We start from the raw sequence: 6,000 nt of genomic DNA on the forward strand, positions 1-6,000 counted from the left end.
TTATTCTGCTTTTGCAATTTTTCTTCTTTTTACTATTACCACAATAACAGACACTGTTGCCACTACTATAGATAATGCCTGGGATACCGGCCATCCAGTAACCGGCATAATAAGCTGGTCTGTTCTCATTCCTTCAATAACGGCTCTTCCTATGCCATATCCAATTAAGTACCAAAGGATAACCTCCCCATCAAACTTTTTCTTTCTTCTGAAAATAAGCATTATTATAAGTACAAACAAATTCCATAGGGATTCATATAAAAATGTGGGTTGCACCTGAATATATCCTATTTCACTTAATGCTTTTCCTCTTAAGGCTTCCATTCCGTTTTTTACCACATCCGGTACCTGGGAAATATCATAGTTTTCGTCAAAATAAATTCGCATTGCCCATGGATTTTTGTCTCTGGCAACTCCTCCAAATGCTTCTCTGTTAAAAAAGTTTCCCCATCTTCCAATTATCTGACCAAGTATTAATCCTAAAATTGCTGTATCGCATACCTTAGGGAAAGACATTTTCTTTATTTTGGTGTAAATAAAGCAGGTAAGAATTGCCACAATTACACCACCGTATATTGCAAGTCCCCCTTCACGGATGTTAATTATTTCAGTGGGATGGGCACTGTAATAGCTCCACCTGAATATTACATAATAGACTCTGGCACCAATAACACTAAACACAATGGCATAAAGGGCGAAATCAATATACTGGTTATAATCCTGCCCTGTTCTTTTTGCCTCATAACATACTATGGCAATTCCTGCTAACATTCCCAAAGCTATAATACAGCCGTAAAATGCTATATCAAAGCCAAAAACCGAAAAGGATTTGGGCAGATGCTCTATATTTATATGTAAATTAGGAAATTGTATTGTTGTAGATAATATCATTTTATATTGCCTCCGGATTTTCCATTATTTTCTCTCATTATAATTTAGCAATATTTTTGATTTTATTCAACCCTATCATTGCCCCTGTGCCTAAAATATGTTAAACTATCTTTTGGTATTACCAAAGATTGGAGGATTATAATATGAAATTAGGTATAGTTGGCCTTCCTAATGTAGGCAAAAGTACTTTATTTAATTCATTAACTAAAGCGGGGGCTGAATCAGCCAATTACCCGTTTTGTACAATAGACCCTAACGTAGGCGTAGTTGCAGTTCCTGATGAGAGACTTGACAAACTTACTGAATTATATAATTCAGCTAAAACTACTCCTGCCGTTATTGAGTTTGTAGACATAGCCGGATTGGTTAAAGGTGCGTCAAAGGGTGAAGGACTTGGTAACCAGTTTCTTGCTAACATTAGGGAAGTTGATGCCATTGTACATGTAGTAAGATGTTTTGAGGATACCAATGTTATTCATGTTGACGGAAGCGTTGACCCTTTAAGAGACATTGAAACTATTAATCTTGAGCTTATCTTTTCAGATGTGGAAATTTTAGAAAGACGTATTGCCAAAACAACCCGTGGTGCAAGAAATGATAAAATGCTTGCTAAGGAACTTGATTTCCAGCAACGTATGAAGGCATTTCTTGAAGATGGAAATTTAGCCATTAAATATGAAATCGATGATGAAGATGAGCAAGCATGGATGGCTGAATACAATCTTCTTACAGCAAAGCCGGTTATTTTTGCAGCTAATGTTTCTGAAGAGGATTTAGCAGATGACGGTGCTTCTAATCCTCACGTTGCAGCAGTTAGAAAATATGCAGCTGAAAACAATTCTGAGGTTTTTGTTATTAGTGCTGAAATTGAACAGGAAATTGCAGAATTAGATGATGATGAAAAACAGATGTTTTTAGAGGATTTGGGAATTAAGGAATCCGGCCTTGATAAATTAATTAAAGCCAGCTATTCACTTCTTGGTTTAATTAGTTATCTTACAGCAGGAGAAACTGAAACAAGAGCCTGGACTATTACCAAGGGTACTAAGGCACCTCAGGCAGCAGGAAAAATCCACAGCGATTTTGAGCGTGGCTTTATCTGTGCAGAAGTTGTAAGCTACGATGACTTAATGGCATGCGGTAGCTATAAAGACGCTAAGGAAAAAGGTCTTGTAGGACTTCAGGGAAAAGATTATGTAGTTAAAGACGGAGATGTAATTCTCTTTAGATTTAACGTTTAAAATATTTTTGCGTTATAAAAGATGCTGTTACCTTTAAATTTTAATTAAGGGTAACAGCATCTTTTTTATTATGTTTTTTGTTTTTTATTCAAAACTAATAAACTTATTTTTAAATACTTCTATATTCTTTTCCACATCTCCCTTATATACAGCAGAGCCTGCTACAATTACATTTGCTCCTGCATCAAGAGGTATACATACATTTTCCGTATTTACTCCACCATCTACCTGAATCAAGGTATCTAACCTGTATTCATTTACTATGGCATTTACTATTTCAACCTTTTCTGTACATTCATCTATATAAGGCTGACCTCCAAAGCCCGGATGAACAGTCATAATAAGTATCATATCCACCTTATTAATGTAAGGAACAATGTCATCAACAGGAGTTTCCGGATTACATGCCAGTCCTGCCTTGATTCCTAACTTATGAATTTCATCAATGGTTTTTTCCACATCCTCACATGCCTCCACATGAACAGTAACCATGTCTGCTCCTGCCTCTTTAAACTGCTGTAAGTAACGTATTGGTTCCTCAATCATAAGATGTACGTCAAAAAATTTATTAGTTAGACCTCTTATGGCTTTGATTACAGGCATTCCAAAGGAAATGTTTGGCACAAACATACCATCCATTACATCTATGTGAATCCAGTCACAGCCTGCCTTGTCTATTCTTACTACATCTTCTCCTAACTTTGCAAAATCCGCTGATAAAATTGACGGTGCTAATTTAATCATAACGCCTCTCCTTTTCCTTTAATTCATTGTACATTAATTTATAGTTTTCATATCTGCTTTCATCTATATGTCCACCGGCTAAAGCCTCCTTTACGGCACAATCCGGTTCGCTAATATGGGCACATCCCACAAACCTGCATTTATCCTTATACTTTTCAAATTCACCATAACAGTCCTCAAGACTTTCCTTAGTCATTCCCGGAACATATAATGAGCTAAATCCCGGTGTATCAAAAATATAAGTATCGTCACCTACATAGAATATTTCAGAATGTCTTGTGGTATGCTTTCCACGTCCTATTTTTCTGCTTACACTACCTGTTTCCATTTTGTAATCCTTCGTTAAGGCATTAAGCATAGATGACTTTCCAACTCCTGAAGGGCCGGCAAAAACAGTACTTTTATTTTTTAAAAGCTCCATTATGCTTTCCACACCTTTTTCTTCCGTGGCACTGGCAAACATCACCTTATACCCTGCTTTTGAATATATACTGTCTAGCTCATTCATGAAATCTTCGTCTGATATATCCATCTTATTAAAGCAAATTATGGTGTCTATATTCTGATATTCCATCATAACAAGAAATTTATCTAACAGATTAAGGTTAGGATCCGGCTTTTTTAATGCAAAAATAATCATTGCCTGGTCAATATTTGCCACGGCCGGTCTTATAAGCTCGTTTTTTCTGTCACATATTTCAATTATATTGCCCTTTTTCTCTTCCTGATTAATAATGTCCATAACAACATTATCACCTACTAAAGGCTTTATATTTTTATTTCTAAATGCACCTTTTGCCTTGCACTCATAAACATCACCGTTTTCAATGCAAACATAATAAAATCCGGCTATTCCTTTTACAATTTTTCCTGACACCTGATGTCTATTGTTTTGATTTTCCAACTTATACTTCCTTTAACCATCAAAAGAGCTGTAGCTACTGCTTCAGCTCTTTTATATTCTTTATATTATTTTAACTTAACTGTTCCGGTATGAATAACCTGACCGTTTACCATAAGTTCAATGGTAGCCTTGCCCTTCTTATCTCCTGTAAGCTCTATTGTGTAATCTCCAGGCCACGTTGAAACATCTGCATACTTAGGATCAACCTTTTGTAATACACCGTCAAGTGCCACATTAACAACACCTTCAGTTATAGGATTTCCGTCTGCATCATGTAAATCCTCCAGGGCGAAAGTATAGCTTCCTGTATATTTCGGTGCATCTTCCGAGCCTTTACTTACCACAAGACCTATGGTTCCACCAAGAGGCATCTGATGACCTGACTTAACAGTCTGCCTTATTACATAACCTTTCTTTACAGTGTCGCTATATTCTTCACTTACATTTCCAATTTCAAATCCACTAGATGATATTTTCTGCTGTGCTTTTGCCAGTTTCATATTAACAAGACTTGGAACTGTTGCCGTTTTTTCTTCACTTTCCTGACTTCCACGGCTAACTACCAACTTAACAATATCTTTCTTATTAACAGATGCATTTTCTGTTGGTGAACAGGAAATAACAGTACCAATGGTATTTCCACTAAATTCGTATGTTATTTCATATTTTAATCCTACACTGTCTAATTTAGAAATGGCACTGTCTAAATCAGATCTACTTATACCTGCAGGAACCTGTATTCTTTCAGGACCTTTGCTGACAATAAGCTTAACAGTTATATTTTTATTAACTACACTGCCCGGTGCCTCAGACTGATTAACAATCTGGTCTGCCGCATAAACATCACTATATACATAATTTGAGTCATACTCAAATCCAAGACTCTTTTCATTAAGAGCTTTTTCAGCTTTATCAGAAGACATACCAAGAACATTTGGCACAACCGTCTTTCTTGGGTCAATAGTCTGGATTTCATCTCCTGACATATCCTTTGGAAGCTTTATGCTGTTATCACTTAATACCACCGTCAAAATAACAGCCACTACCATTAATGCCGCAATACCTGCTATTACACCACCTATAGTTACGGCTTTGTCCATTTTAGGCGACATGGCATCAATATCATCCACGTCCTCTTCCGGTTTCTCCGGGCTTGTTTTTCCGGCTCCTTTTCTTATCTGATTAATCTCCTCATCAGTAATCATAACTGTGGTTCCTATAGGTCTTGTAGCATCAATCTGTACAAAATCCACATCCGGTTCCGTAAGAGCCCTCTTTAAATCTGCTATAAGAAGAGAAATTTTCGGATATCTCTTGTCTGATTTATTTTGTGTACATTTTAAAATAATTTTTTCAATGCTTACCGGTGCCTGAGGAATATATTCCCTGATACTTGGCACTGAATTCTGAATGTGTTTTAAGGCAATGGTAACAGTAGATTCTCCATCAAAAGGAACCTTGCCTGTAATCATTTCAAACATTGTTATTCCAAGAGAATAAATATCGCTTTTTTCGTCAACGTACTTTCCTCCTGCCTGTTCCGGTGAAATGTAATGAACTGAACCCATTGCATTTCCGTTAATGGTATTGGAACTTGCAGCCCTTGCAATACCAAAATCCGTAACCTTAACCTTTCCCTCTCTTGAAATCATTATATTCTGAGGTTTAATATCCCTGTGAACAATCTGATTATTGTGGGCACACTCTATTCCATTGGCAATCTGAATGGCAATGCTTATGGTTTCCCTTGCAGAAAGTCTGCCTTTCTTCTGTATATAACTTTTAAGGGTAATTCCCTCTATTAATTCCATAACTATGTAATATAGTCCGTTGTCTTCACCTACATCATATACATTTACAATATTTGGGTGAATAAGACTTGCCGCAGACTGGGCCTCTACCCTGAATTTTGATACAAAATTCTTATCTTTGCTGTATTCCTTTTTTAATACTTTTATAGCTACATTTCTATTTAATTTATGATCCTTGGCTTTGTAAACATCAGACATACCGCCTGCACCTACTCTGCCTATAATTTCATAACGGTTATTAATAAAATTACCTTTTTCTAACATGCTCTACTCCTCGCCAATTTCAGGTTCTATCAGAATCGCTGATATATTATCTTTTCCGCCGTTCTCATTTGCCTGTTTAATCAGTTCACGGACTGCATCCTCAATGCTGTCATTATCTTTTACAATTTTCTTTATGTCATAGTCC

5 protein-coding genes are annotated in these 6,000 nt (G+C 36.4%); 1 reads left to right on the forward strand and 4 read right to left on the reverse strand.

Translation table 11 applies throughout. The features are described 5' to 3' along the window. Positions 1–891, reverse strand: a complete 891-nt coding sequence (lgt, locus tag Q5O73_RS03775; RefSeq protein WP_302669063.1) for a prolipoprotein diacylglyceryl transferase — start codon at positions 889–891, stop codon at positions 1–3. 143 nt (positions 892–1,034) lie between these two features. Here lgt and ychF point away from each other — a divergent pair, with 143 nt between their 5' ends. Next, positions 1,035–2,132 (forward strand): redox-regulated ATPase YchF, encoded by a 1,098-nt coding sequence (ychF, locus tag Q5O73_RS03780; protein WP_118588991.1) that lies wholly within the window; start codon positions 1,035–1,037, stop codon positions 2,130–2,132. A gap of 84 nt (positions 2,133–2,216) precedes the next feature. Here the strand turns inward: ychF and rpe are convergent, their stop codons facing one another. The 3 genes from rpe to pknB all read right to left on the reverse strand — a co-directional run bounded on the left by rpe (position 2,217) and on the right by pknB (position 5,855). Further along, positions 2,217–2,876, reverse strand: a complete 660-nt coding sequence (gene rpe, locus Q5O73_RS03785; RefSeq protein WP_302669064.1) for a ribulose-phosphate 3-epimerase — start codon at positions 2,874–2,876, stop codon at positions 2,217–2,219. Next, a complete protein-coding gene (rsgA, locus tag Q5O73_RS03790; protein WP_021953324.1) occupies positions 2,869–3,780 on the reverse strand; it encodes a ribosome small subunit-dependent GTPase A in 912 nt (303 codons plus the stop codon). Before rsgA ends, rpe begins: the two co-directional genes overlap by 8 nt. A gap of 65 nt (positions 3,781–3,845) precedes the next feature. Then, positions 3,846–5,855 carry a Stk1 family PASTA domain-containing Ser/Thr kinase gene (gene pknB, locus Q5O73_RS03795; RefSeq protein ID WP_302669065.1) on the reverse strand — a complete coding sequence of 670 codons (2,010 nt, stop codon included), beginning with the start codon at positions 5,853–5,855 and terminating at the stop codon, positions 3,846–3,848. Positions 5,856–6,000 lie beyond the last annotated feature (145 nt).

This window comes from Eubacterium sp. AF15-50 (assembly GCF_934835595.1).
Taxonomy (GTDB): Bacteria; Bacillota; Clostridia; order Lachnospirales; family Lachnospiraceae; genus Eubacterium_G; species Eubacterium_G segne.